Origin of the sequence: Streptomyces canus 299MFChir4.1, from assembly GCF_000383615.1 — a bacterium.
Classification (GTDB): Bacteria; Actinomycetota; Actinomycetes; order Streptomycetales; family Streptomycetaceae; genus Streptomyces; species Streptomyces canus_C.
This window is the reverse complement of the sequence record NZ_KB911584.1, coordinates 195,356-219,894: the sequence shown is the minus strand read 5'-3', so window position 1 is coordinate 219,894 and position 24,539 is coordinate 195,356. Positions and strand designations below refer to the sequence as shown.

At 71.2% G+C, this 24,539-nt stretch carries 31 protein-coding genes and 2 tRNA genes; 14 read left to right on the top strand and 19 right to left on the bottom strand.

From position 1 onward, the window contains the following. Window position 1 precedes the first annotated feature (1 nt). The 10 genes from H293_RS0109025 to H293_RS0108980 form a co-directional block, all read right to left on the bottom strand. Window positions 2-382 carry a hypothetical protein gene (locus H293_RS0109025; protein ID WP_020117545.1) on the bottom strand — a complete coding sequence of 127 codons (381 nt, stop codon included), beginning with the start codon at window positions 380-382 and terminating at the stop codon, window positions 2-4. Further along, entirely contained in the window at window positions 379-747 is a 369-nt protein-coding gene (locus H293_RS49260) for a hypothetical protein (protein ID WP_020117544.1), read from the bottom strand. The genes H293_RS0109025 and H293_RS49260 overlap by 4 nt, the downstream gene beginning before the upstream one ends. After that, entirely contained in the window at window positions 744-938 is a 195-nt protein-coding gene (locus H293_RS0109015) for a hypothetical protein (protein WP_020117543.1), read from the bottom strand. The genes H293_RS49260 and H293_RS0109015 overlap by 4 nt, the downstream gene beginning before the upstream one ends. After that, window positions 935-1,237 (bottom strand): hypothetical protein, encoded by a 303-nt coding sequence (locus H293_RS0109010; protein WP_020117542.1) that lies wholly within the window; start codon window positions 1,235-1,237, stop codon window positions 935-937. The genes H293_RS0109015 and H293_RS0109010 overlap by 4 nt, the downstream gene beginning before the upstream one ends. After that, a complete protein-coding gene (locus tag H293_RS0109005) occupies window positions 1,234-1,980 on the bottom strand; it encodes a DUF6907 domain-containing protein (RefSeq protein WP_020117541.1) in 747 nt (248 codons plus the stop codon). The genes H293_RS0109010 and H293_RS0109005 overlap by 4 nt, the downstream gene beginning before the upstream one ends. Beyond that, window positions 1,977-2,315 (bottom strand): hypothetical protein, encoded by a 339-nt coding sequence (locus H293_RS53700; protein ID WP_020117540.1) that lies wholly within the window; start codon window positions 2,313-2,315, stop codon window positions 1,977-1,979. The genes H293_RS0109005 and H293_RS53700 overlap by 4 nt, the downstream gene beginning before the upstream one ends. Continuing rightward, window positions 2,312-2,500, bottom strand: a complete 189-nt coding sequence (locus H293_RS0108995) for a hypothetical protein (RefSeq protein WP_020117539.1) — start codon at window positions 2,498-2,500, stop codon at window positions 2,312-2,314. Before H293_RS0108995 ends, H293_RS53700 begins: the two co-directional genes overlap by 4 nt. Next, a complete protein-coding gene (locus H293_RS58385; protein WP_020117538.1) occupies window positions 2,497-2,655 on the bottom strand; it encodes a hypothetical protein in 159 nt (52 codons plus the stop codon). The genes H293_RS0108995 and H293_RS58385 overlap by 4 nt, the downstream gene beginning before the upstream one ends. Further along, the gene (locus tag H293_RS0108985) at window positions 2,655-3,389 is read right to left on the bottom strand and encodes a DUF6907 domain-containing protein (protein WP_020117537.1); all 735 of its coding nucleotides are present in this window, start codon (window positions 3,387-3,389) and stop codon (window positions 2,655-2,657) included. Before H293_RS0108985 ends, H293_RS58385 begins: the two co-directional genes overlap by 1 nt. A 111-nt stretch (window positions 3,390-3,500) precedes the next feature. Continuing rightward, window positions 3,501-3,890: a hypothetical protein gene (locus tag H293_RS0108980; protein ID WP_020117536.1), complete on the bottom strand. Its 390-nt coding sequence runs from the start codon at window positions 3,888-3,890 to the stop codon at window positions 3,501-3,503. A 211-nt stretch (window positions 3,891-4,101) separates the two neighbouring features. Here H293_RS0108980 and H293_RS0108975 point away from each other — a divergent pair, with 211 nt between their 5' ends. Together H293_RS0108975 and H293_RS0108970 are read left to right on the top strand one after the other, a co-directional pair. Beyond that, window positions 4,102-4,332 carry a hypothetical protein gene (locus H293_RS0108975; RefSeq protein WP_020117535.1) on the top strand — a complete coding sequence of 77 codons (231 nt, stop codon included), beginning with the start codon at window positions 4,102-4,104 and terminating at the stop codon, window positions 4,330-4,332. 392 nt (window positions 4,333-4,724) lie between these two features. Next, a tRNA-Arg gene (locus H293_RS0108970) sits at window positions 4,725-4,797 on the top strand. Between the two features lie 99 nt (window positions 4,798-4,896). Here H293_RS0108970 and H293_RS0108965 read toward each other — a convergent pair. The 3 genes from H293_RS0108965 to H293_RS0108955 all read right to left on the bottom strand — a co-directional run bounded on the left by H293_RS0108965 (window position 4,897) and on the right by H293_RS0108955 (window position 6,667). After that, the gene (locus H293_RS0108965; protein ID WP_020117534.1) at window positions 4,897-5,082 is read right to left on the bottom strand and encodes a hypothetical protein; all 186 of its coding nucleotides are present in this window, start codon (window positions 5,080-5,082) and stop codon (window positions 4,897-4,899) included. Between the two features lie 329 nt (window positions 5,083-5,411). Further along, window positions 5,412-5,930, bottom strand: coding sequence for a GtrA family protein (locus H293_RS0108960; protein WP_020117533.1), 519 nt, complete (start codon window positions 5,928-5,930; stop codon window positions 5,412-5,414). A 248-nt stretch (window positions 5,931-6,178) separates the two neighbouring features. Next, window positions 6,179-6,667 (bottom strand): MarR family winged helix-turn-helix transcriptional regulator, encoded by a 489-nt coding sequence (locus tag H293_RS0108955; protein WP_020117532.1) that lies wholly within the window; start codon window positions 6,665-6,667, stop codon window positions 6,179-6,181. A gap of 81 nt (window positions 6,668-6,748) precedes the next feature. On the opposite strand from H293_RS0108955, the gene H293_RS0108950 reads away from it, so the two are divergent. From H293_RS0108950 to H293_RS0108910, 9 genes are all read left to right on the top strand, one after another. Next, entirely contained in the window at window positions 6,749-7,141 is a 393-nt protein-coding gene (locus H293_RS0108950) for an HGxxPAAW family protein (protein ID WP_020117531.1), read from the top strand. Window positions 7,142-7,223: 82 nt separating this feature from the next. After that, entirely contained in the window at window positions 7,224-8,099 is an 876-nt protein-coding gene (locus H293_RS0108945; protein ID WP_078612547.1) for a DUF2797 domain-containing protein, read from the top strand. A gap of 53 nt (window positions 8,100-8,152) precedes the next feature. After that, window positions 8,153-8,644, top strand: a complete 492-nt coding sequence (locus H293_RS0108940) for a hypothetical protein (protein WP_020117529.1) — start codon at window positions 8,153-8,155, stop codon at window positions 8,642-8,644. A gap of 166 nt (window positions 8,645-8,810) precedes the next feature. Further along, on the top strand, window positions 8,811-9,551 hold the full coding sequence (locus H293_RS0108935) for a response regulator transcription factor (RefSeq protein ID WP_020117528.1): 741 nt from the start codon (window positions 8,811-8,813) through the stop codon (window positions 9,549-9,551). Further along, window positions 9,548-11,179, top strand: a complete 1,632-nt coding sequence (locus H293_RS0108930) for a sensor histidine kinase (protein ID WP_028807683.1) — start codon at window positions 9,548-9,550, stop codon at window positions 11,177-11,179. The genes H293_RS0108935 and H293_RS0108930 overlap by 4 nt, the downstream gene beginning before the upstream one ends. Window positions 11,180-11,193: 14 nt before the next feature. Beyond that, window positions 11,194-12,744: a bifunctional glycosyltransferase family 2/GtrA family protein gene (locus H293_RS0108925; RefSeq protein WP_020117526.1), complete on the top strand. Its 1,551-nt coding sequence runs from the start codon at window positions 11,194-11,196 to the stop codon at window positions 12,742-12,744. Continuing rightward, window positions 12,744-14,930: an ArnT family glycosyltransferase gene (locus tag H293_RS0108920; RefSeq protein WP_020117525.1), complete on the top strand. Its 2,187-nt coding sequence runs from the start codon at window positions 12,744-12,746 to the stop codon at window positions 14,928-14,930. The genes H293_RS0108925 and H293_RS0108920 overlap by 1 nt, the downstream gene beginning before the upstream one ends. Window positions 14,931-15,035: 105 nt before the next feature. Beyond that, on the top strand, window positions 15,036-16,526 hold the full coding sequence (locus H293_RS0108915) for an MFS transporter (protein ID WP_106968288.1): 1,491 nt from the start codon (window positions 15,036-15,038) through the stop codon (window positions 16,524-16,526). 129 nt (window positions 16,527-16,655) lie between these two features. Beyond that, entirely contained in the window at window positions 16,656-17,417 is a 762-nt protein-coding gene (locus H293_RS0108910; protein ID WP_020117523.1) for a TetR/AcrR family transcriptional regulator, read from the top strand. Between the two features lie 28 nt (window positions 17,418-17,445). Here H293_RS0108910 and H293_RS0108905 read toward each other — a convergent pair whose 3' ends face one another. From H293_RS0108905 to H293_RS0108885, 5 genes are all read right to left on the bottom strand, one after another. After that, a complete protein-coding gene (locus tag H293_RS0108905; RefSeq protein ID WP_020117522.1) occupies window positions 17,446-17,916 on the bottom strand; it encodes a PPOX class F420-dependent oxidoreductase in 471 nt (156 codons plus the stop codon). Between the two features lie 4 nt (window positions 17,917-17,920). After that, window positions 17,921-18,061 carry a hypothetical protein gene (locus tag H293_RS54630; RefSeq protein WP_020117521.1) on the bottom strand — a complete coding sequence of 47 codons (141 nt, stop codon included), beginning with the start codon at window positions 18,059-18,061 and terminating at the stop codon, window positions 17,921-17,923. A gap of 136 nt (window positions 18,062-18,197) precedes the next feature. Further along, window positions 18,198-19,019, bottom strand: coding sequence for a YceI family protein (locus H293_RS0108895; RefSeq protein WP_020117520.1), 822 nt, complete (start codon window positions 19,017-19,019; stop codon window positions 18,198-18,200). A 91-nt stretch (window positions 19,020-19,110) separates the two neighbouring features. Continuing rightward, complete coding sequence (locus H293_RS0108890; protein WP_033415335.1) at window positions 19,111-21,585, bottom strand: MFS transporter; 2,475 nt, start codon at window positions 21,583-21,585, stop codon at window positions 19,111-19,113. Window positions 21,586-21,670: 85 nt separating this feature from the next. Beyond that, window positions 21,671-22,201 carry a MarR family winged helix-turn-helix transcriptional regulator gene (locus H293_RS0108885; RefSeq protein ID WP_020117518.1) on the bottom strand — a complete coding sequence of 177 codons (531 nt, stop codon included), beginning with the start codon at window positions 22,199-22,201 and terminating at the stop codon, window positions 21,671-21,673. 195 nt (window positions 22,202-22,396) lie between these two features. Here H293_RS0108885 and H293_RS0108880 point away from each other — a divergent pair, with 195 nt between their 5' ends. The 3 genes from H293_RS0108880 to H293_RS0108870 all read left to right on the top strand — a co-directional run bounded on the left by H293_RS0108880 (window position 22,397) and on the right by H293_RS0108870 (window position 24,416). Next, window positions 22,397-22,600, top strand: coding sequence for a hypothetical protein (locus tag H293_RS0108880; RefSeq protein ID WP_020117517.1), 204 nt, complete (start codon window positions 22,397-22,399; stop codon window positions 22,598-22,600). Window positions 22,601-23,085: 485 nt separating this feature from the next. Next, on the top strand, window positions 23,086-24,024 hold the full coding sequence (locus H293_RS0108875) for a phosphotransferase family protein (RefSeq protein WP_020117516.1): 939 nt from the start codon (window positions 23,086-23,088) through the stop codon (window positions 24,022-24,024). A gap of 80 nt (window positions 24,025-24,104) precedes the next feature. After that, a complete protein-coding gene (locus H293_RS0108870; RefSeq protein WP_020117515.1) occupies window positions 24,105-24,416 on the top strand; it encodes a TFIIB-type zinc ribbon-containing protein in 312 nt (103 codons plus the stop codon). Window positions 24,417-24,464: 48 nt separating this feature from the next. Here the strand turns inward: H293_RS0108870 and H293_RS0108865 are convergent. After that, window positions 24,465-24,536 (bottom strand) — tRNA-Val (locus H293_RS0108865). Window positions 24,537-24,539 lie beyond the last annotated feature (3 nt).

Sequence of the window (24,539 nt, the reverse complement as noted above, 5' to 3'; positions counted from 1 at the left end):
ATCAGCCGAGCCGGGGGTAGGCCCGATCAGCGGCCCGGTAGCAGGCGCGGATGTGCTCACGGGTGACGTCCTCGTGGAAGTCCTCGACGGCCAGCGCCGCCATCGCCTCCCCGGCCCGCTGGAGACCCAGCGCGTCCTCGGAGAGGACCAGGGCCGCCGTGTGCCAGCGGATCTCGTCGATCGTCAGGCTGTCGGCACTGCGGCCGTCGCCGTAGTGCTTGTACACGGCCATGTCGACGGCCGCCGCGACGTGGTCACGGGAGACGACGACGCGCAGACCGATGACGGCATACGGCTCGTCGTAGGGGTCCACCAGGCAGTGCTGACCGGGCGCCGACACAGCCGGCACGTCGATGAGCTGCTCCAGTTCCATCAGGGTCATGACTGCTGCTCCTTCGCATGCAACTGCTGCTGGAGTTCGTTGATGCGGGCCTGCATGAGCGTCATCTCGGCGGCCATCACGACCGGGGAGGCCGCCTCTCGGGGCTGCGCGCAGTGCTGGAGGGCGTGCAGGAAGCGGCGCACCTGCTTCTCGGTGAGCTGCTCGTACAGGGCGTCCAGCGCCTCCTGAATCGGCGTGGAGATCCGGGAGTTCTTCACCTCGCGCCAGCGGGCGACCGTGCGCGAAGCGCACCCCATCTGTTCGGCCATCTGGTCCTGGGTCAGGCGCAGAGTGATCCGCAGGGCGTCGGCGTCACGACCGGTCCACTCGAAGATGAACGGCCTGTCGATCGGCTGCGCGGTCACTGCTCCCACCTCGCGAGGCCGGTGGCCCGGTCGAGGGCGCAGGTGAACAACTGGAGTCCGTGCCGGTCGCCGACCAGGGTGGCGATCAGCTTGCCGGTGAGCAGGTTGGCCGTGGGCGGGAGCTGCTGCCGGTAGGAGTTGGCGCCCTTGGCTGCGGCGCGTTCGGTGGGACGCGGTGCCGTCGTGTTCATGCGATCGCCCCTCGCGGGAGGTCGAACGTGCAGGGCAGGTCGGGGCCGCCGACCCAGCGGAAGCTGTACTGGAGCCATGCCTCGCGGACCGCGTCGAGCGCGGCCCGGTAGGCGTCGGCGTCGTCGCGGGTGCCGTCGAGGAGGCGGGCCCGCCAGTCCGCGAGGGCGACGAGCAGCTGCTCGACGTACTCCTGCGGGGCGTCGCAGTCGGACCGGCCGTCCATTCCGTCCGGGTACTCCAGGGCGAACAGGCGGTCGGCGTCGACGCCGTCGAACCGGGCCGGGAAGTCGATGCTCACGACATCCCCCTGCGGATCCGGTCGAGCTCGTCGGCGGCGCGGTCGACGCGGGTGGCGGCGAGGCGCAGCGCTCGGGCGAGACTGTGCCCGTCGGCAGGGTCGAGGTCTCCGTGACCGTCGAGCTCGACGTACAGGAGCGGGAACGGCTCCGGATGTTCCGTCAGGTGCGGGGCGTGACTGACGTGCATGGTCAGGATCTGCGACGGCCCGTACTTGGCGGTCACGACCGGGGCGGTGGTCTCCGGCCCGTTGTGCGTGATGTCCGTGAAGTGACCGACGGTCTCGCCGTCGTGGCCGGTGCACCAGGCGGGTTCGTCGACGGTGACCTCGCCACGGTCCACGGTGTCGAGGGTGACCGTGCCGTCCCCGTAGCGGGGCCGCTGCACGCGCAGTTCCACAAATGTGGAAGCCGGCGGGTACGCCTCGTCGATGGCGGCGGCGAGCACCTGCATGACGCGCTGCTGCTCGGGCGGGAACTCGCGGGCCTGGTCCCGCTCCATCTGGTCGGCGAGGGCGAAGAACGCCTGCACGGACAGCCACGCCTCGACCTCGTGCCGCACCTCCGCCACGGTCAGCGACTCCGGGTGGCGGTCGCCTGCGATCTCCGCCCAGGCGATCCCGAGCGCCGTCACCAGCTGCTCGCGCGACATCAGGAAGTCGACGCGCACGATCACGTCCGGCTCGTGCTCCTCGTCACCGTGAGGATCGGTGGGCCCGTACACGGGCAGGTCGAGGACGCTCATGCGTTGTCACCTCGCTCGGAGGCGAGGAACGCGGCCACCTCGGGGAAGTGCCTGTCGACAAAGCGGCGGGCCTTCTCGTCCTCGTCCGGCTCGGCGTCGAGGGCGCGGAGGAGGACGCGGAGGGCTTCGGCGAGGCCGCCGTGGGCCTGGGTGTAGTCGAAGATGTTGCCGCTGTCGACGGTGCCGTAGTGGTCGAGCACGTGCCGTCCGACGAGGATGGCGGCGGCGAGCTCGCTGGGCTCGGCGGCGTGCGGGGCACGCGGGCCGGGGATCTTCGGGATGACGGGCTTGTTGTCGTCGGCGTCCCAGGCGTGCGGGGTGGGCTGCTGGTTCATCGGGCACCCGCCTTGCGGATGCTGCCGGTGACGCCGGCCTGGGTGACACGCACGGTGAGGGTCTGTTCCGGGGTGCGGCGGATGACGCCGGCCGCGACGAGGCGGCGGGTGGTGGACTTGGCCGGCCGGCCCGGGGCCTCCGTGAGGAGACCCCGGACCAGCTCCAGCGCTTCGCGCTCGCTCATGCCGTCCACCGCCGTGCGGCGTTGCGGTGGGCCCGCCGGGTGACCGGCTTGCGCGGCAGGGCGGAGGGGAGGCCGAGGATTCCCCAGCCGATGCCCTCGGTGGCGGCCTCGGCCAGGTGGCGGGGCGTGGCCACGTTGCTGTTACGGCGCGGCATCAGGCACCCGCCTCGGTCGCATTGCGGACGGCCTGACGGTCGAACCGGTTGAGCAGGCACCGACGCGTCTCGTCCTCCCGCAGGTGCTGCGGGACATCCGGCAGCACCCGCAGCTCCATCGCCCCCGGCTCCCCGAACAGGGCGAGCACTCCGGGGCGGCCGATCTCCTCGGTCTCAACCGCGGTGATGCCGAACACCTTCACCAGGTAGGCGATCGGCATGGACAGCAGGTCGGTGCGGGTCAGCGACAGCCACGGCTCGCGGCTGCCAGGGCTGCGGCGAGCGTGGTCGTCGGCCTGCGCCTGCGCCAGCCGATCCCCCATCTCGATCAACCGCCGCAGGTGGGCGCGGACTCGCCGGATCTCGTTGTCCAGCTCGAACCGATCGCGGCACATCAGGCTTTCCGCGGTGCTCGCCTCGGGCGTGAGGTCGACGTAGGGCTGACTGTCGCCGTCGGCGGCGAACGGCCACTGCACGAGGCGGGCCGCGAGGATCGTCTCCCGCTCGCCATCGACGTCGTCGAAGCTGAGGGCGATCGGTGCGCCCAGGTGCTGGAGGTCGGCGGGGTCGTTCAGGCCGTGCTCGATCTCGCGGGCGTGGTCGTCGGCGCACCAGTCGGGGCAGGTGTGGACGAGCGACCCCCCGGCCCGCAGCGGGTAGGTGAGGGTGCGGTCCTCGTCGGAGGCCGGCTGCGGCTCGATGAACGTTGCGGGGATGGCTACGGTGTCCTGCATGGTCCTTCTCCTGTGTGTGCAGGGGATCGGCCACAGGCCCCGGCAGGAGTTGCACCTCCTGCCGGGGCCGCCGCGTGTGCGGGGCCGGTGGAACGGTGGTCTGGGGGTCGTTCAGACGCCGACGAGGACGGTCATCGCGAGGACGGCGGCCTTGAACTCCTGCTTCCGGGGCCGGTAGGCGGCTAGGAGGCGGGCGACCTGGCGGAGCGTGTAGCGGAAGACCGTGCGGGTCTTGCGGGCACGGCCACCGTTCACGGTGCGGCGGGTACGGGCCGTCTGCGCCGGGGTGACACCGATCCGCTTGGCGACCGACCGGAGGCCGGAGGCGATCCCGGAGGCGGTGTCGCGGTCGACGCCGGCCGCGATGGCGACCGTGGCGAGGGAGCGGGGGCGGCGCTTGACCGAGGCGACCAGGCGGGTCGCGGCGGTGCGCTGTCGAAGGATCGTGCGGGCCGAGCGGCGCTTGGCGCGGCGCTCGCAGCTACTGGCAAGATGAGCCACAGCGGTCTCCTGTTGGTAGCAGGTAGTCCGTCAGGCCCTCGGTTGGTGTTCCCGCACCTTCCGGGGGCCGCTTGCGTTGTCGGCTGGTTTCCCTGCCAACGACTCCACTCTAGGGAACATCGTGTTCCCTCGTCAAGCACTTAGACCTAGGCGTTCCCCCCGAGTTTGCGTAACATCATGTTCCATGACGACGGATGGAACACTATGTGCCATGGATAAGCGATCGCTGGGGCAGATGGCGCAGCGCTTCAGAGAGGCAGAGACGCGGGCCGAGATCCTGCGGCAGGAGCTGGCGGCAGCGATCAGGCGGGCGGACGCCGACGGCCTTGCGCAGAAGGACATCTGCGAGGTGACGGGGTACACGCGCCAACAAGTTCGCCGCATCGTGCTGGCGGGAGAGTCGGACGGACCGGCGGCCGGCGGCGAAGCGGGCACGACCTGATGGCACGGCGATGGCACCAAGAGGCAGGGAGGGGCTCGGAAGGGACCCGATGGGGTTCGGTGCCCCACCGTCCCTGAGCTGCGTGATCCAGTCTTGAGGGGTTGCCCCCCGTCCTCGTCGGACGGGAGGCAACACACTGCTAATGCGGTTTGGGACTTAAATCCCATCGAGGGTTCAAATCCCTCCGCCTCCGCGCAAGATCACCGAAGCCCCGGTCCGAGCGACCGGGGCTTCGTCGTTCCCGGCCGTTCTCGATCTCGCTCAGATGTACGTTTGCACAGGTCACAATGGGTATGGCAAACGGATTTCACATGCGAGCGGCAGTCATGTAATGTTCTTCCTGTCGCCGCGAGCGGCCCGGAAGGGCAAGAAACGGCGAGAAAACAGAACAAGCACTCGTAGCTTAACGGATAGAGCATCTGACTACGGATCAGAAGGTTGCAGGTTCGAATCCTGCCGAGTGCACAGCAGATCAAAGCCCCCTCGGGATCATCCCGGAGGGGGCTTTGTCGTGTCGTTCGGCGTCGTTCTTGGCTGTCTGCTCGGTGCGGGTGTGGCATGACCTCATGCGGTGCTCGTGGCCAGGCCGTGGAAGGCCTGGGTGGTGCGGGGGTGGGCGAGTTCGTCCAGCAGGTGGCGCCAGTCGGGGTCTGCCGTGGTGGGGTGGGCCTGGTCCCAGGCGGTGAGGAGCGGGGCCAGTTCGCTCTCGGGGGAGGTCTTGACCGGCGGCGTGGAGAGGATCTGGTTCATGGGAGTTCCTTTCGGAGGGGCCGGGAGCTGATGGCTTCTACGATGCCGCCGATCTCGGGGGCGCGACATGGAGCCGTCCGCCCGGTTCGGGGTGGGGCCAGCTGTACCCCCAGGGGGCTGCCAGCCTCCCTCGCGGGGTTGTCGTTGCCCTTCTTCGATCGTGGCCGTCGGCATCCCGGCGGCGCAGCGGTCCGTGAACTCGGCGAGGAGCCAGCGGGGTTCGGGGCGCCGCGTCTTGTCTTCAAGGCGGCTGAACGCTGAACGGCTGCGCATGGGCTGCGCTTCACCTTGTCGAGGAACCCGGAAGCGGTGGGGGCGCCGGGGCCCGGTCAGCAGGCCGTGCTGACCGCCGCTCGCGGCAGGGTCGGGCGGGGCAGCGTGACAACAGGCCCGGACGGGAGCCGGGACTTGTGGGTGCCGGTGAAGACGAACAGGCGCAGGACCAGGAAGCGGCCGATGCCGGCGAGGGCGGAGGCGCTCAGGTAGACCACCTGTTCCGTGAGCAGGCCCGGCGAGGACTGGACTGCGTGCAGGAGGAACATCGCGCCGCAGGTGACGGCGTACGCGGCGGCCGCCGAGCCGGAGGACTGGAGGTGCCGGCGCCACCCGGGACGGCGGCCGGTGCCGAAGGTGAACAGGGCGTGCAGCTCGGTGCACAGGAGCGTGGAGGCCACGGTGACCACCGCGTTGGCCATCGTCCACGGCATGGTCAGTGCCACCAGCGGTACGGCGAAGCTGGAGAGGACGCCGATCCCGCCGCCGCAGACGACGAAGCGCATGAAGGAGGCGAGAGGGCCGGGCGTGGACGGGGACTTGGACGTGGTCCGGTCGGCCGTCTGCGGCTCCATGGGGTTTCCTCCGGCTCGGCGCTGGCGTGTCGATCCGCTGGATCCCGGGTGGACCAGCCGCGATCAACGATGCCGTGGCGGGCTCGCCGAAACGATGGAGTGTGCTACCGGACCGAAGGTAGGGCTGGCTCCACCCCCGGGGTGGGGTGACCCCGGCACTGGCCCCCCACAGCACTGGCCCCCCACAGCACTGGCCCCCCACAGCACTGGCCCCCGACAGCACTGGCCCCCGGCAGAACTCGCCCCCGTCACCCACCCCCCGCGTCCTTCGCCCGCAGCTCCTCGATATAGGCGAGCGCGAGGTTCGTGGACCGGCTGAACCAGTCGTGGAGTACGGCGATCTCGTCGGCGGAGTAGCCCGCGAAGAGGGCGTCGAGGCGGTCGTAGTACGGCTGGTAGAGGGCGACGACCTTGGCCACCGCGTCGGGCAGCGCGGCGACCCGGACGCGGCGGCGGTCGTTGGGGTCGGGCACGCGCGTGACGTAGCCGCCGCGTTCGAGGCGGTTGAGGATGCCGGTGACCGCGCCGGTCGTGACATGGGCGTGCTCGGCGAGGTCGCCCGCGGTGAGGAGGTCCTCGCCGGCCTTCAGGACGCAGGCGAAGCACAGCAGGTCGGTGACGTTGAGGCCCAGCCGCTGGGCCATCTCCTGCTGGCCGAGGTGGGCGGTGGCGATGAAGAAGTCCATCGCCTCCAGTGCCTGGGCCGGAGTGGCGGTGGGGCGGGGCTCGGCGTGCATCGGATTCCTAATTCTCTTAGTACGTAAGAGGTTTCTGCGCTAAATTTCTTAGGAGGTGAGAGAACGGGTCGAGGAGGTCCTGTGAGTGCACATCAGTATGACGAGGGGCACACGGTCGCGGGATGGACCGGAGTCGCCATCGCCACCGTGGGGACGTCCGTGCTGGGGGTGGGGGTTTGCCTGGGGTCCGGTGTGCTGATCGCCGTCGGCCTCGTGATCACCGCGGGGAGCGCCCTCGTCACCTGGGCCCTGCACCTGACCGGCTGGGGCAAGCCACCGGGGCGCCGGCCGCGCGAGCAGTGGGGGATGCGGGTGCGGGACACGGGCGCACGGCAGGGGCACCCGGGGTGCGTCGGGTGCCGGATGGCGGGGCGGGGCGGCCCGCGGACCGAGGTGGTCCAGCTGAGGGCCGCGGTGACGGAGGCAGGAGCCGTGGAGACCTCGGAACCGGTCTCCGCGGATTCGGTGGGCTGAACCGGTCCCGGCCCCGGCGGCCCTGGTGCGGCTCGCCCTCGTGCGGCCGCGTTGTCAGTGGTGCCCCCTACTCTCGTGAGGGATGGCACAGGGATGGAAGTGTTCGGGGTTGTCGTGGTCGGCGGACGGCCCCGTGCTGCGGTGGGAGGGCGGCCGGCGCAGTGCGCTGACCTGGGGGAAGCGGGTGGCCTTCGGGGTGGCGGAGGGGGGTGTGCGGACATGCGTGGGAGCGCGGGGGCACGCGTGTCCGACGCGGGCCGCGGTGTCGGGGCGGAGTACCGGGGCGCGGTGCGAGGAGTGCGCGCGACTGGACCGGGCGCACTCCGTGGCCGCCGACACCCTCGCGGACGACCCCCGGCCGTACCGGGTGTATCTGGCGTGGTTCGGGTCCGGCATGGTCAAGGTCGGCATCACGGCGCACGAGCGGGGTTCCGCGCGCCTGTTGGAGCAGGGCGCCGTCTGCTTCAGCTGGCTCGGCACCGGTCCGCTCATGGCCGCGCGGCGCACCGAGGAGCTGCTGCGGGCGGCGCTCTCGGTGCCGGACCGGATTCCCTACGGCGCCAAGAGGGCCGTACGGTCCGCCCTGCCGGCGTCGGCCGGCGAGCGGGCCGCCGAGCTCGCCGAGCTGCACGCGCGGGCGGGGGGACTGGGCGGCTGGCCGGACTCCCTGGAGCGCGCGCCGTACGAACCGGTCGACCACGTCGAGGTGTTCGGGCTCGCCGGGCTGCCCATTGCCGTGGGCGAGGTGAGCGAGCTCGTCGCGGGCGGGTCGGTGGGCGGGCGGCTCCTCGCGGCCGCCGGACCCGACCTGCACCTGGAGACGGAGCGCGGGGGAGCCGTCGTACTGGACACCCGGCTGATGACGGGGTGGGAACTCGTCCCGGCCGACGGGGCGGAAATCACCGTGCCGGTGAGAGAGTTCAAGGAGGCACCGGGGGTTCAGGACGGGTTGTTCTGACGGGCCTGTCGGGCCCCACGGGTCCGACGAGTCCGACGAGGGGAGGGCCGGGGATGGACGTCACCGTGCAGTGGATACGCACGTCATGGACGAAGCGGTCCCGTGGCGGCGAGGCCGCGACACGGAGGAACGCGGCTCCGGTGGGCTTCGCGTTGCCGCCGTCCGCGGTCGGGCGGGCCGAAGCGCCGTTCGTCCACGCGGTCCGGATGGACGAGCGGGACGACTTCGTGCCGCACGACCAGCAGGGCGACAACCTCAAAGGCGTCGACGTCCAACTCAGTGAGGCGGACGGGCGGTTGCGGGTGCTGCCGAGGGTGGGGCCGATGTTCGGGGTGCCGCCCCGGCCGCGGCGGCGCCCGGGCGTGCGGCTGGAGCCCGGGCAGTGGGTGCGGTGGCGGCTCAACTACCGCTTCAGCAGCGCCGTCGGCCTGCGGGACTGGTCGTACTGGCTGGACACCTTCAACATCGCCTACGGACCGGTCGGCGCCGAGGTGTTCCTCGGGGCACCGACGGTTCATGTGGACGAGCAGGGGCCGGTCCGCTAGCGGTCGGAGCCTCACCCCGATACCTCGGCCCGGATGCCTCGGCCGTCCGTCGGACAAGCAGTTCCCCAGGCCCCCAGACGTTGCCTGAGAGGCGCCTGTGTGTTTCTCAGGAAAATCACAGACTGTCGAAAGGGTGCTCTCAGGGGGTCCCGACAGGGTGTCCAGCATGACCACGACCTCGCCCCAGGGGCGCACCGAACTGCTGAGGCCGGACGGGAGCCCCGTCCGAGTGCTTGTGGTGGACGACGAGCTGTCGATCACCGAACTGCTGTCCATGGCCCTGCGCTACGAGGGATGGCAGATCCGCAGCGCGGGGGACGGCACGGGTGCCGTCCAGACCGCACGGGAGTTCCGGCCCGACGCCGTCGTCCTGGACATGATGCTGCCGGACATGGACGGGCTGGCCGTCCTCGGGCGGCTGCGGCGCGAACTGCCGGACGTGCCCGTGCTGTTCCTGACGGCGAAGGACGCCGTGGAGGACCGGATCGCGGGGCTCACCGCCGGTGGCGACGACTACGTCACCAAGCCGTTCAGCCTCGAAGAGGTCGTGGCCCGGCTGCGCGGTCTCATCCGCCGTTCCGGTGCGGCCGACCGCCGTTCCGACTCCGTGCTGGTAGTCGGTGACCTCACCCTCGACGAGGACAGCCACGAGGTCTCGCGGGCCGGGGAGAACATCCACCTCACCGCGACCGAGTTCGAGCTCCTGCGGTTCCTGATGCGCAATCCCCGGCGGGTGCTCAGCAAGGCGCAGATCCTCGACCGGGTGTGGTCGTACGACTTCGGCGGCCAGGCCAACGTCGTCGAGCTCTACATCTCCTACCTGCGCCGCAAGATAGACGCGGGACGGGAGCCGATGATCCACACCCGGCGCGGCGCCGGCTACCTGATCAAGCCCGCCGCGTCATGAGCGGGCGACGACGGCCGCGGGCGCAGAAGCGGGCAGGGCGGGCAGGAAAGCCGCGCACGCTGCGGACGCGGCTCGTCGTCGCGTCGGTGGTGCTGATCGCCGTCGTCTGCTCGGTGATCGGCACGGTGACGACACTGGCGTTGCGGTCGCATCTGTACGACCAGCTGAGCGGCAAGCTGAACGAGGCCGCGTCACGGGCGGCGCCACGCGACCTCCCGCCCAGGCAACTCGGCAACGGCGACAAGGACGAGAAGAAACCCGTCGGGCAGGGCAACCGGCAGCACACCCCCGCCGATTTCGTCATCGGCCCAGGGCCGGACGGCACGATCGCGGCCAAGGTGGAGAAGGGCGAGATCACCGACGCCAAGCGCGGGGTGAAGTCCGGCTCCGACCAGAACTTCGAGATGACCCCCGAGAGCCTCACGACCGCCCAGATCAAGGTGCTCGCCGCGGTCCCCAAGGACAACAAGCAGCACAAGGTCGAGCTCCCCGGCATCGGCGACTACCTCGTCCGGTACGCCTCCAACGACACCTCCGCCTACTACGTCGCCGTCCCCACCAAGGACGTCGACGCCACCATCGACACCCTGATCCTCGTGGAGATCAGCGTCACCGCCGCCGGCCTCGGCGCAGCCGTCATCGCCGGTTACGTCCTCGTCGGACTCGCCACCCGCCCCCTGCGCAAGGTCGCCAACACCGCCACCCGGGTCTCCGAACTGCCTCTCCACACCGGCGAGGTCAACCTGAGCGAGCGGGTGCCCGAGGCGGAGTGCGACCCGCACACCGAGGTCGGGCAGGTCGGTGCCGCGCTGAACCGGATGCTGAACCACGTGCACGGCGCCCTGCACGCACGCCAGCAGAGCGAGATGCGGGTGCGCCAGTTCGTGGCCGACGCCAGTCATGAGCTGAGAACACCGCTCGCCTCCATCCGCGGGTACGCCGAGCTCACCCGGCGCGGGCGGGAGGAGGTCGGCCCCGACACCCGGCACGCCCTCGGCCGTATCGAGTCCGAGGCGGGCCGGATGACCCTGCTCGTGGAGGACCTGCTGCTGCTCGCGCGTCTGGACGCCGGGCGGCCGCTGCAGTTCGAGCAGACCGACCTCATCCCGCTCGTCGTGGACACCATCAGCGACGCCCGCGCGGCCGGCATGGACCACAACTGGCGCCTCGACCTGCCCGACGAACCCGCCCTCGTCTCCGGTGACGCGGCCCGCCTCCAGCAGGTGCTCATCAACCTGCTCGGCAACGCCCGCAAGCACACCCCGCCGGGTACGACGGTCACCGCGCGCGTGCAGCGCAGCGGCCCGTGGATGTGCGTGGGCGTCGAGGACAACGGCCAGGGCATCCCGTCCGACCTGCTCCCGCACGTCTTCGAACGGTTCGCGCGCGGCGACTCCTCGCGCTCCCGAGCTTCCGGATCCACCGGCCTCGGCCTCGCCATCGTGCAGGCCGTCGCGACCGCGCACGGCGGTGCGGTGACCGTGGACAGCGTTCCGGGGCGGACCGTGTTCACCATGCACCTGCCCGCGGTCGGCCCCGTGGCCCCCCGTCCGGCGCCCGAAACGAACTGGCAATCGCACTCACAGGCACAGCACAGCGCCGCCATATGGGTGCAACAGGGGGCTTGACCAGAGTCGTTCCCATGCGAACCGACTCTTCTCCCGGCACCCTGCCGGCGCGGGAGCACCTCCCGGCCGGCGACGCCGGTACGCCTGTCCTGGACGTAGTGATCCCCGTCTACAACGAGGAGAAGGACCTCCAGCCCTGTGTGCTGAGACTGCACGAGCACCTCGCACGCACGTTCCCGTACGCGTTCCGCATCACCATCGCGGACAACGCGTCGACGGACACCACGCCCCTGGTGTCGCGGCGGCTGGAGGCGGAGATACCGGAGGTCAGGGCCTTCCGGCTGGAGCAGAAGGGCCGCGGCCGGGCGCTCAGGACCGTCTGGTCCGCCTCGGACGCCCCGGTCCTCGCCTACATGGACGTGGACCTGTCCACCGACCTCAACGCCCTGCTGCCGCTGGTGGCCCCGCTGATCTCGGGCCACTCCGACCTGGCGATCGGCTCCCGGCTCGCCCGCAGCTCCCGGGTCGTGCGCGGCCCCAAGCGCGAGTTCATCAGCCGCGCCTACAACCTCATCCTGCGCGGCTCCCTCCAGGCCCGCTTCTCCGACGCGCAGTGCGGCTTCAAGGCCATCCGGCGTGACGTGGCGCAGGTCCTGCTGCCGCTCGTCGAGGACACCGGCTGGTTCTTCGACACCGAGATGCTGGTCATCGCCGAGCGCGCGGGACTCCGTATCCACGAAGTGCCCGTCGACTGGGTCGACGACCCGAACTCCACCGTCCACATCGTGAAGACGGCGACCGAGGACCTCAAGGGCGTGTGGCGGGTGGGCAAGGCCCTGGCGGGCGGATCGCTGCCGCTGGACCGGATCACCCGGCCGTTCGGTGACGACCCGCGCGACCGCGAGATCCAGGACGTGCCGAAGGGGCTGGCCCGCCAGCTCGTCGGGTTCTGTGTCGTCGGCGGTCTGTCGACCCTCTTCTATCTCGTCCTCTACAGCGCCTTCCGGCAGTTCGGCGGCTCCCAGACCGCCAACGCGCTGGCCCTGCTGGTCTCCGCGGTCGCCAACACCGCCGCCAACCGGCGCCTGACCTTCGGGGTGCGCGGGCGGGGCGGCGCCGTCCGCCACCAGGCGCAGGGCCTGGTCGTCTTCGGCATCGGCCTCGCGCTGACCAGCGGCTCCCTCGCCGCGCTCAACGCGGCCGGCAGCGACCCCGCGCACTCCACCGAGCTGGCGGTACTGATCGCCGCCAACCTCGCGGCGACCGTGCTGCGCTTCCTGCTCTTCCGGGCCTGGGTCTTCCCCGACCGCGAGGACGACCAGCCCCTTTCGAAGCAGCCCCTCTCGGACCACCCCCTCTCGAACCAGCCCCGGCCGGACCACCCCCGGTCCGCGGTCGTCGCCACGCACACCCCCGCCGCACCGCAGCAGTCGTACGGACCGCTGCCCCAGCGCCCGACGGCACCCCAGGCACCCCAGTACGCCAGCACGCCGTACAGCCCGTCGTCCTCGTACGACACGACCGAGTTCCGCGCCGGTGAAGCCGCGGAGCAGCGCTCCTGGAAGGACGCCACCATGCGGCTCGACCCGGTGCGCCCGACCGACACCGACCCGAGGAACTCCTGATGACCACGCAGACCGACCGTCCGGCCCAGCAGGGTTCCGGATGGGGTCCGGCGGCGACGGCCCCCGAGGCGCCGGTCGCTCCCCCGGCCCCCGAGTCCGGTGAACCCCAGCAGCCCTTCGTGCGCAGACTGTGGCGCGGCCGCCCCGAGGACCCCCGCTGGGCGCGCCCGGCCTTCCTCGGCCTGCTGGCCGCGACCCTCCTGCTCTACCTGTACGACCTGAGCTCCTCCGGCTACGCCAACTCCTTCTACTCGGCGGCGGTCCAGGCCGGCAGCCAGTCCTGGAAGGCGTTCTTCTTCGGCTCGCTCGACGCGGGCAACGCGATCACCGTCGACAAGCCCCCGGCCTCGCTGTGGCCGATGGAGCTGTCGGTGCGGATCTTCGGCCTGAACTCCTGGGCGATCCTCGCCCCCGAGGTCCTGATGGGTGTCGGCTCTGTCGCCGTCGTCCACGCCTCGGTGCGCCGCCGGTTCAGCCCCGCGGCCGCTCTGATCGCGGGCGCCGTGCTCGCGCTCACCCCCGTCGCGGCGCTGATGTTCCGGTTCAACAACCCCGACGCCATGCTGGCGCTGCTGATGACGCTCGCCTGCTGGTTCGTGGTCCGAGCCCTGGAGGACGGCCGTACGAAGTGGCTGCTGTGGGCCGGTGCCGCGATCGGCTTCGCGTTCCTCGCGAAGACCCTCCAGGCCTTCCTGATCCTGCCGCCGCTGGCGATCGTCTACGCCGTCTGCGCGCCGGTCCCCGTCAGGAAGCGGCTCGGTCAACTGGCCGCGGCCACCGGCGCGTTGGTCGTCTCCGGCGGCTGGTGGGTGGCGATCGTCGAACTGTGGCCCGCCTCCTCCCGCCCCTACATCGGCGGCTCCCAGAACAACTCCTTCCTTGAACTGACCTTCGGCTACAACGGCTTCGGCCGCCTCAGCGGCGACGAGACCGGCTCGGTCGGCGGCGGCGGTGGCGCAGGCGGCACCGGGCAGTGGGGTGCGACCGGCTGGGACCGGATGTTCAACTCCGAGATCGGCGGCCAGATCTCCTGGCTGCTGCCGGCCGCCCTGATCCTGCTCGCCGCCGGCCTGGTGGCGACCCGAAAGCTCAAGCGCACCAGCGTCACCCGCGGTTCGTTCCTGGTCTGGGGCGGCTCGCTGCTGATGACCATGGTCGTCTTCAGCTACATGGCGGGCATCTTCCACCAGTACTACACGGTGGCCCTCGCTCCCTACATCGCGGCCGTGATCGGCATGGGCGCGGGCGTCCTGTGGGAGAAGCGCGCCGAACTGTGGGCATCGATCACCCTCGCGGCCTCGGTCGTGGCGGCGGGGTCCTGGAGCTACCTCCTGCTCAACCGCACCTCCGACTATCTGCCCTGGCTGAAGTACCTGGTCCTGATCGGCGGGTTGGTCGCCGCGCTGGGCCTGGTCTTCGCGGGCCGCGTGAGCCGCCAACTCGCCCTCGCGGCCGCCTCCCTGGGCCTGGTGGCCGCCCTGGCCGGCCCGACGGCGTACACGATCAGCACCCTCCAGGAGGGCCACACCGGGTCCATCGTGACGGCGGGTCCGGCGGGCGCGTCCATGATGGGCGGTGGCGGCGGCCCCGGCGGTGGCGGCGCCGGCCGGGGCGGCTTCGGTGGCGGTATGCCCGGGCAGAACGGCAACGGCAACACCCAGAACCAGCAGGGCGGCGGCACGGGCGGCTTCCCCGGCGGGGGCATGCCCGGCCGGAACCAGCAGAACGGCAACGGCGGCACCCAGGGTCAGCAGGGCGGCCCCGGCGGCCAGACGGGCGACGGCGGCGGCATGGGCGGCGGCGGTGGTGTCGGCGGCCTGCTGAACGGCGCGAGCGTCACCTCCGCGGCCAAGAAGCTGCTGGAGACCGACTCGTCGAAGTACACCTGGGTGGCGGCGGCCATCGGCGCCCAGAACGCGGCGAGCTACCAGCTCTCCACCGGCGACCCGGTGATGGCGATCGGCGGCTTCAACGGCACCGACCCGTCCCCGACGCTGGCCCAGTTCAAGAAGTACGTGGAAGACGGCCGGGTCCACTACTTCATCTCCAGCGGCTCCGGCGGCGGCATGGGCGGCGGCAGCAGCGGTACGTCCTCGCAGATCACCTCGTGGGTCGAGGCCAACTTCAAGAAGGTCACGGTCGGTTCGGCCACCTTCTACGACCTCACCCAGAAGGCGAGCGGCTGACGGTTCCCCTCAGCGGAAGGGCGGTGACTTCGGTCACCGCCCTTCTCGTCGTACGGCGCGAAAGTGCGTTGTACGCCGTATAGGAACTGTTCTACGGTGTACAACATGACCGCTCCCGCTCCCGCTCCCGTCGCCACCGTCTCCCGGGGCCATCCCCAGCGCTGGCTGATACTCGGCGTCATCTGTCTCGCGCAGCTGACCGTGCTGCTCGACAACACGATCCTGAACGTGGCCATCCCCTCCCTCACCAGCGAACTGGGCGCCGCCACCTCCGACATCCAGTGGATGATCAACGCGTACTCGCTGGTGCAGTCGGGGCTGCTGCTCACCGCGGGCAGCGCGGCCGACCGCTACGGCCGAAAGAGGATGCTCGCCGCGGGACTGGTGCTGTTCGGCGTCGGGTCGCTGGTCGCGGGTCTCGCCGACTCCACCGCCCAGCTGATCGCGGCCCGGGCCGGGATGGGCGTGGGGGGCGCGCTGCTGATGACCACCACGCTCGCGGTGGCGATGCAGATCTTCGCGCCGGAGGAACAACCGAAGGCGATCGGCATCTGGGCGGCGGTCAACTCCCTGGGCTTCGCGGCCGGGCCCCTCCTGGGCGGCTTCATGCTGAACCACTTCTGGTGGGGCGCGATCTTCCTGATCAACCTGCCGGTCGCCGCGCTCGCCCTGGTCGCGGTCGTGATCCTGGTCCCCGAGTCCAAGAACCCCCGGGGGGACCGGCCCGACCTCCTTGGCGCCCTGCTGTCCACGACCGGCATGGCCTCCCTGGTGTTCGCGATCATCTCCGGCCCCGAGCACGGCTGGACGTCCGGCCGGGTGCTGGGCCCCGCGGCCGTGGCGGTCGTGGTCCTCGCCGGGTTCGCGCACTGGGAGAGCCGGATCCCGCATCCCATGCTCGACATGCACTTCTTCCGCGACCGCCGGTTCACGGGAGCGGTGGCCGGGGCGGTCCTGATCACCTTCGGCATGGGCGGCTCGCTCTTCCTGCTCACCCAGCACATGCAGTTCGTCCTCGGGTACGGCCCCCTGGAGGCGGGGCTGCGGACGGCCCCCCTCGCGCTGATGATCGTGGCCCTCAACTTCACGGGCCTCGCGGCGAAGTGGTCGACGAGGCTCGGGACGCCGCTCTCCATCGGCCTCGGCATGGCGGTGATGGCCGCGGGCCTCCTCTCCATCGCCACGCTCACCGACCACGGCTATCCGGGCACCCTGCTGGGGCTGGTGCTGATCGGGGCGGGGGCGGCGGTCGCCAGTCCCGCGATGGCACACGCGATCATGAGCGCGATCCCGCCGGAGAAGGCCGGGGTCGGCGCGGGGATCAACGGCACGGTGGCGGAGTTGGGGCAGGGGCTGGGGGTCGCGGTCCTGGGCGCGGTGCTGAACGCGCGGTTCGCGGCGGGGATTTCGGTGGCCGCGGTGTCCCTGCCGGCGGCGTTGGCACAGGCGGGGTCGGTGGCGGAGCGGGCGCGGATCACGGAGGCGTTCGCCTCCGGCCTGGAGAGCAGTCAAATGGTGGGGGCGGTGGCTGTTCTGCTGGGCGGGGTGGTCGCTGGGATGTTGTTGCGGAGGGCGGAGCGGAGGGAAGTCGCCTGAGGGGGGTGGGGGTCCTGTTCGTCGGCGGCTGCGGGCTGGTCGTGGCTGTTCGCGCAGTTCCCCGCGCCCCTTAGGTTGGAAGGCATCTGGCATCTTTGCCGGTGAACGGACTTTTCTGAAAGGTGCGCCATGGCTGACGCAGGCCAGAAGGCCCCCGGTCGGACCAGTGTCTGGCTGGACGGCAAGGTGCGCCGCGGTGGCCGAGGCGGCGGGCAGCCGTCCGGCCTTGACCGGGACCGGATCACCGAGGTGACGGTCCGTCTCCTGGACGCCGAGGGGCTGGCCAAGTTCTCCATGCGGCGCCTGGCCGCCGAGCTGAACGTGACCGCGATGTCCGTCTACTGGTACGTCGCCACCAAGGACGACCTCCTCGAACTCGCTCTGGACGCGGCCTTCGGCGAGCTGGAGCTGCCGGACCCGGACGCCGACGAGGACTGGCGGGACCACCTGCGCACGGTGGCCGGGGGGTACCGGGGCCTGCTGGTCCGTCATCCCTGGGTCTCACCGCTGGCCGGCGCCTTCCTCAACATCGGCCCGAACTCCCTGGCCCTGTCCCGGACCGTGCACCGGGTCGTGCGCAGGACCGGCCTGCCCGACCATGGCATCACCGGCGCGATCTCCGCCGTTTTCCAGTTCGTCTACGGCTTCGGCACCATCGAGGGCCACTTCATCACCCGCTCCGCCCAGGCCGGCATGACCCAGGAGGACTACTTCCGGCACGCCATGACAGCGGCGACCCGGTCCCCCGGCGCCGTGGAGATCCTCAGGGAGAACGAGGAGATCATGAAGGCACGCGGCGGCGACACGGTGGAGGAGATGCGGGACAGGGACTTCGAGTTCGCCCTCGACCTGCTTGTCAAAGGAATCGAGGCGATGGTCGAGCGCCCTTAGGGGCGCGGGAGACTGCGCGAGCAGGCGCTCACTCCGGCGAAGCCAGCCGCGCGGGAAATCCACCGGTGGCCACGGGGCCCCACCGCACCGGAGTGACCCGGATGATCGACTTCCCCTGCTTCACCATCGCCGCCCGGTACTCGTCCCAGTCGGGGTGCTCCCCGGAGATGTTCCGGAAGTACTCCACCAACGGCTCCACGGACTCCGGCGAGTCGATGACCTCCGCGGTTCCGTCGACCTGGACCCACGGCCCGTCCCAGTCGTCGCTCAGTACGATCACGCTGACCTGGGAATCCCGCTTCGCGTTCCGCGTCTTCGCCCGCTCGGGGTACGTCGACACGACGATCCGCCCCGAGTCGTCGACCCCGCAGGTCAACGGAGAGGCCTGCGGGGACCCGTCCGCCCGCCGGGTCAGCAGGATCGCCCGGTGCCGGGGCCGTACGAAGTCCAGCAGCTCATCCAGGGAGACGGACTTGTTGGTCGCAATGTTCGGTGCCATGGAATCAGCCTAGTTGGAGCGCCACGGCGTGCCCGTGCACGGCGTCACGGCCGAGCCGGTCGACGCCCTTGGCCACGGTCCGCAGCAGCCTCAGCCCCGCACGGGCCCCCTGTTCGGCGACCTCCTCCGGCCGGATGTAGAACACCCGCCGGTCCGACGTCCAGCACCCGCCCGGGCGCCTCGGGCAGCAGATCCAGCAGCGCCCCCGTGCACGTCCTCGGACACGACGCCCTCGACGCGCCCCGAACCGTCCGACCCGCCACTGACAACGGCCCACGCCCTCAGGCCTGCGGCAGCGACTCCCCCTGCACCGCCTGCACATCGAGCTCGACCTTCAGCGTCGTACCGATCGCCGCGATCCCCGCCTGCACGACCTGGTTGTAGTTCATGGCGAAGTCCTCCCGCCGCAGCTGGGTCGTCGCCCGGAAGGCCGCGCGGGTGCCGCCCCAGGGGTCGGCGCCGGTGCCCAGGTACGACAGGTCCAGGTCCACCGGCCGTACGACACCGCGCATGGCGAGTTCGCCCCGCACGGTCCACCGATCCGTGCCGGCCACCGTCAGCCCCGTCGACCGGTAGGTGATCTCCGGGTACCGCTCGACGTCCAGGAAGTCCGCCGACCTCAGGTGCTCGTCCCGCATCGCGTTCCCCGTGTCGATCGAGGCGGCCCGGATCACCGCCTCCACCCGGGACTTGGTCACGTCGTCCGGAGCGACCTCGATCGCCGCCGTGAAGTCGGTGAAGCGGCCGTGCACACTGGAGATGCCCAGGTGCTGGGCGACCGCGCCCACACTGGAGTGGGCCAGGTCCACGGTCCAGGGCCCCGGCGGCGGGAGTTCCGCGCCGCCGATGCGGGCCAGGGTGACCGTGCCGACCTCGGCCCGGCTGCTCGCGGTGACGATCGCGCTCGACGCGGCGGGCGCGTAGCCGACGGCCGTCACAATGACGGTGTACGGCCCCGGCTCCAGCGGAGTCGCGTCCCGTACGGCGCCCTCCGGGTCCGCCTCCGCGCGCAGCACCTGCGTACCGGTCATGTCGGTCACCGTGACGACCGCGTGCGACACGGCCCAGCCGTCCCGGGTTCGGATCCTCGCGGTCAGTCCCATGTCATGTACCTCCTCGAAGAAGACCGGCCCGTGGCGGGCGCGCGCCTCCGCTCGGAGCGCGCGCTCCCTGCCACGGGCCGGAGCGGTCGAACTACTCGCCGGGGTGGGCGAGTTCGATGTCGTGGCCGTCGACCGCGGGGCCGCTGACCGTCAGGGCCGTCGCCTGCGGCGGGTAGCCCGTGGCGATGACCGTGTACTCGCCGCCGTCCAGGTCGGTGAAGGCGTACGCCCCGTCCGACCCGGTGGTGGCGGTGCCGACCACGTTGCCGGCCGCGTCCACGAGGGTGACCCGCGCGTCGGCCAGCGGACCGTGCGGCGCCCGTACGACACCCTGGAGGCGGGCGCCCGAGTCGAGGTCGACCTCGATCCGGGTGACGCCGGTGCCGCCGACCTCGACGGGCAGGGCGCGCGGCCGGAACCCGACGGCGTTCACCGCGACGGTCACCGCACCCGGCACCAGCTCGCCGAAGGCGAACTCGCCCTGCTCACCGGTGGTCCCGGTGGCCAGCAGGTCGCCGCGCACATCGGTGACGATCACCATCGCGTCCTTGACCGGCTCCCCGTTCTGCGCGGCCCGCACGAGCCCGTTCAGCCCGCTGGTGCCGCTGAGGAGGATGTCGTAGGCCACCGGCTCGCCGCCCACCAGGACGGTGGACGCCTGCGGCTGGAAGCCGTCCGCGGAGGCGATCAGGACGTACGACCCCACGCTCGGCGCCTCGACGGCGTAGGAACCGTCGGCCTGCGTGACCGAGCGGCCCAGCTGCCGTCCCGCGAGCGAGATCAGCGTGACCGCGGCCTGGGGGACAGGCGCGCTCTCGGCGCCGCGCACGAAGCCGCGGACCGGGATGCCGCCGGAGCCTGCCGGGGACTCCTCGGGACGGGCGAGGGTGGCCACGGCGGACAACCGCTGGGTGCCCTCGGGGGCGGTCTCGGTGTCCGAGGTGGTCGTGGCCCAGCTCGGGGTGTGCCCGGCAGCCGGGGCTTCGGCCGCTTCCGCGGACACCTCGGCCGCTTCCGTGGGCGCCTCGGCCGGCGAGTCGTCCGCCGCGGCCTGCGCCAGCCCGCCCTTGGTCCGCAACGGAACCTCCTTGATGAACAGGGTGATCAGGAACGCGACGGCCGCGAGGGCGCCGGCGATCAGGAACACGTCGGCGATGCCATGGCCGTAGGAGCTCTCCATCAGCGTGCGCACCGGGGCCGGGAGCTTGGCCAGGTCCGGAATGCTGTCGGTGGAGGAGCCGGAACCGGCCAGGGCGGCCTGGTACTTGGGGTCGAGAGCGGCGATGCCGTCCGACACGTAGTGCGTGATCCGGTGGGACATGACCGCGCCGAGGGCGGAGACGCCGACCGCACCACCGAGGGAACGGAAGAAGGTGACCGTCGAGCTGGCGGAGCCGAGGTCGCTCGGGTCGACCTGGTTCTGGGTGCACAGCACCAGGTTCTGCATCATCATGCCGATGCCGAGACCCAGCAGGGCCATGAAGATCGACATCTTCCAGTAGGCCGTGTCGTACCGGATGGTGCCCAGCAGACCGAGACCGGCCGTCACCAGCACACCACCGCTGACCAGCCACGCCTTCCAGCGCCCGGTGCGGGTGATGAACTGCCCGGAGACGGTGGAGGAGATGAACAGTCCGCCGATCATCGGGATCGTCATGACGCCCGACATCGTGGGGGACTTGTCGCGGGCCAGCTGGAAGTACTGGCTGAAGAAGACCGTGCCGGTGAACATCGCGACACCGACGAACAGCGAGGCCAGCGAGGCCAGGGTGATCGTGCGGTTCTTGAACAGCCGCAGCGGGATGATCGGCTCGCGCACCTTGGACTCGACCAGCACGAAGATCAGACCGAGGACGATCGAACCGCCGACCATCGCGTACGTCTGCCAGGAGATCCAGTCGTACTTGTCACCGGCGAAGGTGACCCAGACGAGCAGCAGCGAGACAGCGGCGGCGATGAAGAACGCGCCGCCCCAGTCGACCTTCACGTCCCGCTTCACGACGGGCAGGTGCAGGGTCTTCTGCAGCACGATCAGCGCGATGACGGCGAAGGGGACGCCGACGTAGAAGCACCAGCGCCAGCCCAGCCACGAGGTGTCGGTGATGACACCGCCGAGCAGCGGGCCGCCTACGGTGGCGACGGCGAAGGTCGCGCCGAGGTAGCCGGAGTAACGGCCGCGCTCACGCGGGGAGATCATCGCGGCCATGACGATCTGCGCCAGGGCGGACAGACCGCCGACGCCGATGCCCTGGACGACTCGGCAGGCGATCAGCATGCCGGCGTTCTGCGAGAGACCGGCGGCCGCGGAGCCCAGGACGTAGATGACCAGGGCTATCTGGACGAGCGCCTTCTTGCTGTACAGGTCGGCGAGCTTGCCCCACAGGGGGGTGGCCGCGGTCATCGACAGCAGAGCGGCGGTGACGACCCAGGTGTAGGCGGACTGGCCGCCGCCGAGGTCGCTGATGATGTGCGGGAGCGCATTGGTGACGATCGTGGACGACAGGATCGCCACGAACATGCCGAGCAGCAGGCCGGAGATGGCCTCCATGATCTGCCGGTGCGTCATCGGGGCGTACTCGGCGGAGCCTCCCCCGTGCTTGGCGTGAGCCCGCACACCGGCTGGTGTGGTCGTTGCCATGGGCTTCCTTCTCTTACTGGGTGATCGCGGGTGTACGGGTGGTCTGTTCGAGTACGGGGGGTGCGGGCGGCCGGGGTTCGGGGCGGTGGGGTTCGCGGCCATGGGTGTCGTGAGCGCGGGTGTCGTCGAAGCTCGCCCGCAGGCGGGCCATCAGCCTGGTCAGCTGGGCCACCTCGTCGTCGCTCCAGTCGCTCAATCGCTCGGCGAGCATGTGGCAGGTCCGGCGGGACAGCTGGTCGAGGAGGGACCGACCGGCGGGCGTCAGCCGCAGGATGCGGGAACGCTTGTCCGCCGGGTCGGGGGAGCGCTCGATCCAGCCGCGCTCGGCGACGTGCGCCACGTGGCGGCTGGTGACCGACATGTCCACGGCGAGCAGCTCGGAGAGCTTGCTCATGCGCATGTCCCCGTAGCGCCCGAGGAGGGTCAGCACGGCGGCGGAACCCGAGGGGCACTCGGACGGCATCATCCGTCCCATCTCCCTCTTCACGGCTCCGAAGGCGCTGAACTGGCGGATCAGCTCTTCGTATCGCGCCTGCTCGGCCATCACACCTCCCGTATTCGTTGCTTAGGGCAACCATAGGCGTGCTTGGTTGCTACAGGCAAATAAAACGGTGTAGGTGCGGTATAAAAAGTTGGCAAAGGCAAGTATTGCGAACGTAAACCGGCATGTGGGGCCTGCTGAAGCCCGGGTGCGCCCCGCACTTGGGCCCGGCTCCCTGATTCGCTAGGGTCTCGGGGCATGGCTGACAACCAGGGCCCCCAGGGCAACTACGACCCCGCCGGCAGCACTCAGATGTTCCGCGCGTTCGTCGACGAGGGACCGCAGGGCGGCCGGCAGCAGGCCGCACCCGCCGCATCGGGCGGGCCGCGCATCGGCCTCATCATCGGCGTGGTGATCGCGGTGGCGGTCGTGGCGGGGGTGGCTTGGCTGGCCCTCGGGTAACGCCGCGGCGGTCTGGTGCGGGTGCGTGGGGGCGGGCGTTTTTGCGCAGTTCCCCGCGCCCCTGGATGCCTGCGGCGCAGCTGCGGCCTCGGTGGGGGCGTGTGTAGCGCGTGCGGTTCGGTGGGTGGGTCGGGGCCGGGGTGGGGGGTATCCGTCCTCGGTCCGGCGGTTGCTGCTGCTTAAACGGTGCCCTGTAACGGACGCCGGCCGCTGCGGGCGGACACCCCCCACCCCGTCCCCTTGCCGCCGTACGCGGCTACCGGCCCGTGGTGGCGCGCGGTCGCGGCGGAGGAGATGGGGAACGGTCCGTCGTGGCGCCGGTGACTGTAGCTCCCTAGGGGCGCGGGGAACTGCGCGACCAGCCACATCCCACCCGCAGCCGCCCGACGACATCGCGAGGCAACTTAATAGGCGCCCCGCTCAAGCCCAGCGCAGCGCCCCGGGACCATACTGAGTGCGCCAGACCCCGCCGCCCAGGGAGCCCCGTGACCACCCACCCCCTGCTCACCGAGCTCACCTTCAGAGCGAGAAGCGCGGCTCACCCCGGCGAGGAGAAGGCGTGCGGCTGCGGTGCGGCGACGCTCGCCGACCGCCCCGACGCCACCGTCGTCCGGCACGCCGACACCGTCGCGAAGGCGCACGCCCCCGGTACGGCCCCCGCCGACCTGGCCCCCCGCCTCGCCATGGCCGCCCGCCTCCCCGGCATCCTTCTGCCCCCACTCGGCGAGACCTCCGTCGGCCTGCACGGCAGGCTCGTCACCTTCTGGCCGTACGGCGAACCCGTGGACCCGGAGCACCCCGATGCCGCCCCATGGGAACCGGCCGCCACTCTCCTCGCCCACCTCCACCGCACTCCCGCCCCGCCAGGTCTGCCCCCCATGCGCGGCCCGGCCAAGGCGGCCCTCGCCGTTGGCCGGCTCCTCGCCACCACTCGCCGGGGGCACGCCCTTCCTGTGCTGCGCGCCTGGCTCACCCTCCCGGCCTGGGCCCGCGCCGAGACCCCCATGTCCGGCACCACGACCCTCTGCCACGGCGACCTGCACCTCGGCCAGCTCGTCCGCCACCCCGCTCCCGACGGTCCCTGGCGTCTCATCGACGTCGACGACCTCGGCGTGGGGGAACCCGCCTGGGACCTCGCCCGTCCCGCCGCCTGGTACGCCTGCGGCCTGCTGCCGCCCGACGACTGGTCCCGCTTCCTCGGTGCCTACCGGGCGGCCGGCGGCCCCGCGGTTCCGGCCGGTGGCGACCCCTGGCCGGCCCTGGACGTCCCCGCCCGCGCCCTCACCGTGCAGACCGCGGCCCGGGCGATCGTCAAGGCGATCGAGGCGGGCCGCGCGCTGGACGACGTGGAGCAGGCGGTCGTCGACGCCTGTGACCGAATGGGTTCCGCCCCGCCGCAGTTGGCGGACGGTTTCGCGAAGTAGGGTGCAACCGACCAGAGCCGGACAGAGTCTGTCCTGGCGTAACGCTAAGCAGGATCAACCGGCGAGGAGTTGAGCCGACGATGCAGTGTCCGAAGTGCCACGCCCCGATGCACACGTACAACCGCAACGGTGTCCAGATCGAGCAGTGCAGCGGCTGCCGCGGGATCTTTCTCGACTACGGCGAGCTGGAGGCGCTGACCCGGCTGGAGGGCCAGTGGGGCGGCGGCCCCGCCGTTCCGCCGCCGCCGGCCGCTCCGCAGTACCCGGCCCAGCCCAGCGCACCGGCCTGGGGCGCCCCGCAGCACGGCGGCGGTCACTACGGCGGCCACGGCGGTCATCACGGCGGCCACCACCGCAACCGCGGCTTCGGCCACATGCTGTTCTCCAGCTGACCGGGAGACGAAGAAGCCCCCGGCCGCAGGGCCGGGGGCTTCGGTGTGTGCGCGATACTGGGATTGAACCAGTGACCTCTTCCGTGTCAGGGAAGCGCTCTCCCGCTGAGCTAATCGCGCGGG

What these genes read in the sequence shown, in the direction of transcription:
- H293_RS0109025 (WP_020117545.1), bottom strand. Translation starts at nt 382, where the DNA reads ATGACCCTGATGGAACTGGAGCAGCTCATCGACGTGCCGGCTGTGTCG.
- H293_RS0109015 (WP_020117543.1), bottom strand. Translation starts at nt 938, where the DNA reads ATGAACACGACGGCACCGCGTCCCACCGAACGCGCCGCAGCCAAGGGC.
- H293_RS0109005 (WP_020117541.1), bottom strand. Translation starts at nt 1,980, where the DNA reads ATGAGCGTCCTCGACCTGCCCGTGTACGGGCCCACCGATCCTCACGGT.
- H293_RS53700 (WP_020117540.1), bottom strand. Translation starts at nt 2,315, where the DNA reads ATGAACCAGCAGCCCACCCCGCACGCCTGGGACGCCGACGACAACAAG.
- H293_RS0108995 (WP_020117539.1), bottom strand. Translation starts at nt 2,500, where the DNA reads ATGAGCGAGCGCGAAGCGCTGGAGCTGGTCCGGGGTCTCCTCACGGAG.
- H293_RS58385 (WP_020117538.1), bottom strand. Translation starts at nt 2,655, where the DNA reads ATGCCGCGCCGTAACAGCAACGTGGCCACGCCCCGCCACCTGGCCGAG.
- H293_RS0108985 (WP_020117537.1), bottom strand. Translation starts at nt 3,389, where the DNA reads ATGCAGGACACCGTAGCCATCCCCGCAACGTTCATCGAGCCGCAGCCG.
- H293_RS0108975 (WP_020117535.1), top strand. Translation starts at nt 4,102, where the DNA reads ATGGATAAGCGATCGCTGGGGCAGATGGCGCAGCGCTTCAGAGAGGCA.
- H293_RS0108965 (WP_020117534.1), bottom strand. Translation starts at nt 5,082, where the DNA reads ATGAACCAGATCCTCTCCACGCCGCCGGTCAAGACCTCCCCCGAGAGC.
- H293_RS0108960 (WP_020117533.1), bottom strand. Translation starts at nt 5,930, where the DNA reads ATGGAGCCGCAGACGGCCGACCGGACCACGTCCAAGTCCCCGTCCACG.
- H293_RS0108955 (WP_020117532.1), bottom strand. Translation starts at nt 6,667, where the DNA reads ATGCACGCCGAGCCCCGCCCCACCGCCACTCCGGCCCAGGCACTGGAG.
- H293_RS0108945 (WP_078612547.1), top strand. Translation starts at nt 7,224, where the DNA reads ATGGCACAGGGATGGAAGTGTTCGGGGTTGTCGTGGTCGGCGGACGGC.
- H293_RS0108940 (WP_020117529.1), top strand. Translation starts at nt 8,153, where the DNA reads ATGGACGTCACCGTGCAGTGGATACGCACGTCATGGACGAAGCGGTCC.
- H293_RS0108935 (WP_020117528.1), top strand. Translation starts at nt 8,811, where the DNA reads ATGACCACGACCTCGCCCCAGGGGCGCACCGAACTGCTGAGGCCGGAC.
- H293_RS0108930 (WP_028807683.1), top strand. Translation starts at nt 9,548, where the DNA reads ATGAGCGGGCGACGACGGCCGCGGGCGCAGAAGCGGGCAGGGCGGGCA.
- H293_RS0108925 (WP_020117526.1), top strand. Translation starts at nt 11,194, where the DNA reads ATGCGAACCGACTCTTCTCCCGGCACCCTGCCGGCGCGGGAGCACCTC.
- H293_RS0108920 (WP_020117525.1), top strand. Translation starts at nt 12,744, where the DNA reads ATGACCACGCAGACCGACCGTCCGGCCCAGCAGGGTTCCGGATGGGGT.
- H293_RS0108915 (WP_106968288.1), top strand. Translation starts at nt 15,036, where the DNA reads ATGACCGCTCCCGCTCCCGCTCCCGTCGCCACCGTCTCCCGGGGCCAT.
- H293_RS0108910 (WP_020117523.1), top strand. Translation starts at nt 16,656, where the DNA reads ATGGCTGACGCAGGCCAGAAGGCCCCCGGTCGGACCAGTGTCTGGCTG.
- H293_RS0108905 (WP_020117522.1), bottom strand. Translation starts at nt 17,916, where the DNA reads ATGGCACCGAACATTGCGACCAACAAGTCCGTCTCCCTGGATGAGCTG.
- H293_RS0108895 (WP_020117520.1), bottom strand. Translation starts at nt 19,019, where the DNA reads ATGGGACTGACCGCGAGGATCCGAACCCGGGACGGCTGGGCCGTGTCG.
- H293_RS0108890 (WP_033415335.1), bottom strand. Translation starts at nt 21,585, where the DNA reads ATGACGCACCGGCAGATCATGGAGGCCATCTCCGGCCTGCTGCTCGGC.
- H293_RS0108885 (WP_020117518.1), bottom strand. Translation starts at nt 22,201, where the DNA reads ATGGCCGAGCAGGCGCGATACGAAGAGCTGATCCGCCAGTTCAGCGCC.
- H293_RS0108880 (WP_020117517.1), top strand. Translation starts at nt 22,397, where the DNA reads ATGGCTGACAACCAGGGCCCCCAGGGCAACTACGACCCCGCCGGCAGC.
- H293_RS0108870 (WP_020117515.1), top strand. Translation starts at nt 24,105, where the DNA reads ATGCAGTGTCCGAAGTGCCACGCCCCGATGCACACGTACAACCGCAAC.